Here is a 4,670-nt window from a genome sequence, read left to right as displayed (position 1 = left end):
TTTCAACACCAACGCGAAACCTGACACCTTCGGCCTCAAGCTGCGCCAGTCTTCGATCAATGTGGTGCTTTTCCATCTTGAAGTCAGGTATTCCGTATCGAAGTAAGCCACCGACTCGATCGTCCTTCTCGAAGACTGCAACTGTGTGGCCGGCTCGAGCTAGTTGCTGGGCGGCCGCTAGTCCAGCGGGTCCTGATCCAACCACAGCAACTGTCTTACCTGTGAGTCGCTCTGGTGCGTGGGCTTGAACCCAACCGTTGTCAAACGCGTCGTCGATTATCGACACTTCGATTTCCTTGATTGTCACAGCCGGCTGGTTGATTGCCAGAACACAGCTAGATTCGCAAGGAGCCGGGCAGAGTCTTCCGGTGAACTCTGGAAAATTATTGGTGGCGTGCAGTCGTTCAATCGCAGCCTTGCCGTCTTTGCGGTGAACCGCATCGTTCCATTCCGGGATTAGGTTTCCAAGCGGGCAGCCCTGATGACAAAATGGCACGCCGCAGTTCATGCAGCGACCGGCCTGCTTTTCGACAACATCAGAGTTTCTTCGCTCATAGACTTCCTTCCAGTCCATGATTCGGACTGGAACGGGCCTGCGCTTGGCCGTTTCGCGCTCTGTTGTGGTTAGAAAGCCTCTTGGATCAGCCAATTGTCGCCTCCAGGATCTCTTGCCATACGGCGTCACCGTCTGGGTCGATGCCTTGAGACTGGGCAGCTTCGCGAATCTGACTCACGCTCGCAAAGTCGGTGGGCATAACAACCGTAAAGTTTGACTTCTCAGCTTCAAAGTCTTCAAGTAGGCGCTTTGCTAGCAATGATCCAGTTTGCTCGACGTGAGCCAGAAGTAGAGCCTTGAGTTCAGCTGCAAGAGTCTCGTCGAGAGCTAGCAGCCTCAAATCATCAATCTTTAGCGCTTCCGGATTGACTTTCTGCTTCGAGAGCTTATAGACGAATGCGTAGCCACCGCTCATTCCAGCGCCTAGGTTTCGACCCGTGCGTCCAAGAATTACAGCGCGCCCGCCTGTCATGTATTCAAGAGCGTGGTCCCCCACGCCTTCGACGACAGCTGTAGCGCCTGAGTTTCGAACTAGGAAGCGCTCCCCCACTATTCCGGACAGGAACATCGAACCGCCGGTTGCACCATAACCAATAACGTTTCCAGCGATGATGTTCTCTTCAGCTGGAAAACTTGATGACTCATCGGGGCGCACAACAATGGTCCCTCCGCTTAGACCCTTACCGACGTAGTCATTCGAGTCTCCAATCAGCATTAGCTTCAGGCCTCTAGGAATGAAAGCCCCAAAAGACTGACCAGCAGAACCACGAAGTGTGACTCTGATAGTTGAATCCGCGAGACCCTCAACTCCGAAGCGCTTGGTTATTTCATGGCCCAACATTGTGCCAACAGCCTGCTCGGTGTTTCTAATCGGAAGATCGACCTCAACTACTTGAGCATCTTCAAGGGCCCGCTCCGACAAAGCAATGATCTTGTGATCGAAGTGCTTATCTAGCTCGTGATTCTGAGTCGTAAACCTTCTCTTAGGAGCGTTAGCTCCCAGTCCTGAACCCTGAAGAATTGGAGTCAGATCTAAACCGTCCGCTTTCCAATGGTGAATTGCCTTGTTGACATCAAGCAAATCAGTTTGGCCAATCGCCTCGTCCATCGAGCGGAATCCGAGGCTAGCAAGAATCTCTCGCACCTCCTGAGCCAGGAATTCAAAGAAGTTGATGACGAACTCGGGCTTGCCGCTAAAGCGGCTTCGAAGAACTGGGTTCTGTGATGCAACCCCAACCGGACAGGTGTCCAAGTGGCAAACTCGCATCAAAATGCATCCAGAGACGACCAATGGAGCGGTAGCAAAGCCGTACTCCTCGGCACCCAGGAGCGCCGCAACAACAACGTCCTTACCTGTTTTCATCTGACCGTCAACCTGAACCGAAACGCGATCACGAAGGCCATTTAGCATAAGGGTCTGCTGAGTTTCAGCAAGTCCAAGCTCCCAGGGTGTTCCTGCGTGCTTTAGTGAATTCAACGGTGATGCTCCAGTTCCACCATCGTGTCCAGAAACTAGGATCACGTCGGCTTTCGCCTTGGCAACTCCAGCAGCAACAGTTCCGATACCGACCTGGCTTACCAGCTTGACGTGTACGCGTGCCGCGGAGTTTGCACGCTTTAGGTCAAAGATAAGTTGCTTCAGGTCTTCAATCGAATAGATGTCGTGATGTGGTGGTGGCGAGATTAGACCAACACCCGGGGTTGAGTATCTAACTTTTGCAATCCACGGGTAGATCTTGTTGGCCGCAAGCTGTCCACCTTCACCAGGCTTAGCACCCTGCGCCATTTTGATCTGAATGTCATCTGCACTGGATAGGTACATGCTGGTCACACCAAAGCGCCCGGAAGCAACCTGTTTAATGGCTGAGCGCCGTTCTGGATCTAAAAGACGTTCAAGGTCTTCGCCGCCCTCACCACTGTTGGACTTGGCTCCAAGTCGGTTCATGGCAATTGCCAAAGTCTCGTGGGCCTCTTGGGAGATCGAGCCGTAGCTCATGGCGCCGGTTGCAAACCGCTTCACTATCTCGGAAACTGGCTCAACCTCATCGATTGGAACAGCCGGGCGCACACCTTCCTTGAACTTGAATAGTCCTCGGAGAGTCATCAGTCGCTCAGCCTGGTCATCGACGGCGTTGGTGTATTGCTTGAAGATGTCGTATCTCTTGGCTCTAGTTGAATGCTGCAGCTTGAACACAGTCTCTGGGTTAAATAGGTGGGGCGGTCCTTCACGTCGCCATTGGTACTCCCCACCGATGTCAAGATTGCGGTGGATGTTGACGGCTCGCTCTACCGGATAGGCGCTTGCGTGCCGCGCAGCAATTTCCTGATGCAGAACGTCAATACCAATTCCACCAAGCTGAGAGATTGTTCCCGTGAAGTACTTCTCTACAACATCGGCGTTCAAGCCGATTGCCTCAAAACACTGCGCACCACTGTAGGAAGAGACGGTCGAGATGCCCATCTTGGACATGATCTTCAATACCCCTTTACCCAGTGACTTGATTAGATTGCTAGAAGCGTCCTCGAAGGATATTCCCTGGATGGCTCCTTCTCGAACCATCAACTCAACAGACTCAAGCGCGAGGTACGGGTTGACCGCAGCCGCTCCGTAGCCTACGAGAGCAGCAACATGGTGCACTTCACGAACGTCTCCAGCTTCAACTACCAGTCCCACCATGGTGCGACGACCAGTGCGAATCAGGTGGTGATGAACTGACGAGGTAAGAAGTAGTGATGGAATCGGAGCCATGTCACGGTTCGAGTTGCGATCAGAAAGAATCAAATAGGTGACACCGTTAGAAATTGCCTCGTCGACTTCCGAGTTGATCTTAGAAAGTCTTTGTTCTAGCGCATCGGCACCATCGGCCACACGGTAAAGACCCTGAACGACAAACGCCTCGCCGCTTCCAGGGATCTCGTCAATGTGCTTGATTTTTGCAAGCTCGTCGTTGCTTAGGGCTGGGAAATCGAGGATCACCTGATGTGCATGTGAGGGTCCAGCCGATAGTAAGTTTCGCTCTGGACCGATACCGGTCGACAGGGAAGTCACTACCTCTTCACGAATTGCGTCCAGCGGAGGGTTCGTGACCTGAGCAAACTGTTGCACGAAGTAGTCAAATAGCAGTCTTGGTCGGTCGCTGATTGCAGCAATTGGAGTATCCGAGCCCATTGAACCAAGTGGTTCAGCCCCGGCCAGCGCCATTGGCTTAAGTAATATCTTGAGCTCTTCCTCGGTGTATCCGAAGGTGCGCTGGCGTCTATTAACAGAAGAAGAAGTGTGAGCGATGTGCTCGCGCTCCGGCAAATCACGCAGGTGGATTCGGTTGTCCCCGAGCCACTTATCCCAGGGCTCCGACGCAGCAATTTCGGCTTTGATTTCATCATCTTCGATGATGCGTCCGGCCACTGTGTCGACCAGGAACATCTTCCCCGGCTGCAGTCTTCCCTTGCGAACAATCTTTGATGGTTCAATGTCTGCAACGCCAATCTCCGATGCAAGAACCACCAAGCCATCCTCAGTGATGATATACCTACCCGGGCGAAGACCATTTCTATCAAGGGTTGCGCCCACCAAAGAACCGTCTGTGAAGATAACTGCGGCTGGACCATCCCATGCTTCCATCAGCATCGAATGATATTCGTAGAAGCTCTTTCTGGCTGGTTCGATGTCAGTGTGCTTTTCCCAGGCTTCAGGAATCATCATCATCATGGCGTGAGGCAAGGATCTACCCGCGAGGTACAAAAGCTCAAGCACCTCGTCAAATGAGGCGCTGTCACTGGCACCCTTAGTAATGATTGGCTTCAAAGATTCGATGTCCCCAAGTAGCTCTGATTTTAGCTGAGCCTCTCGAGCTCTCATCCAGTTGCGATTTCCTCGAACTGTGTTGATTTCTCCATTGTGAGCAATCATTCGGTACGGGTGAGCTAGTGGCCAGGAAGGAAAGGTGTTGGTTGAGAATCTCGAATGAACCAACGCCAGCGAAGAAACCATTGTTCGGTCGCTAAGGTCTGGAAAGAACGGTTCCAGCTGCAAGGTGGTGACCATACCCTTGTAGACGATTGTCTTTGCGGACAACGATGGGTGGTAGAGCCCAATCTCAATTTCACTGCGCTT

At 52.5% G+C, this 4,670-nt stretch carries 2 protein-coding genes; both read right to left on the bottom strand.

Going from position 1 to position 4,670, the window contains the following annotated elements:
* A partial coding sequence (locus AC128V_RS06590) for an FAD-dependent oxidoreductase (RefSeq protein WP_482763880.1) occupies positions 1 to 649 on the bottom strand: 649 nt, incomplete at its 3' end.
* Positions 642 to 4,670 (bottom strand): glutamate synthase large subunit (gltB, locus tag AC128V_RS06585; protein WP_482763879.1); only part of this gene is annotated, 4,029 nt, incomplete at its 5' end. The genes AC128V_RS06590 and gltB, both read right to left, overlap by 8 nt.

It is taken from the genome of Aquiluna sp. (assembly GCF_965064355.1).
The sequence above is the reverse complement of the archived record's forward strand: the minus strand, read 5'-3'. Positions and strand labels throughout refer to the sequence as shown.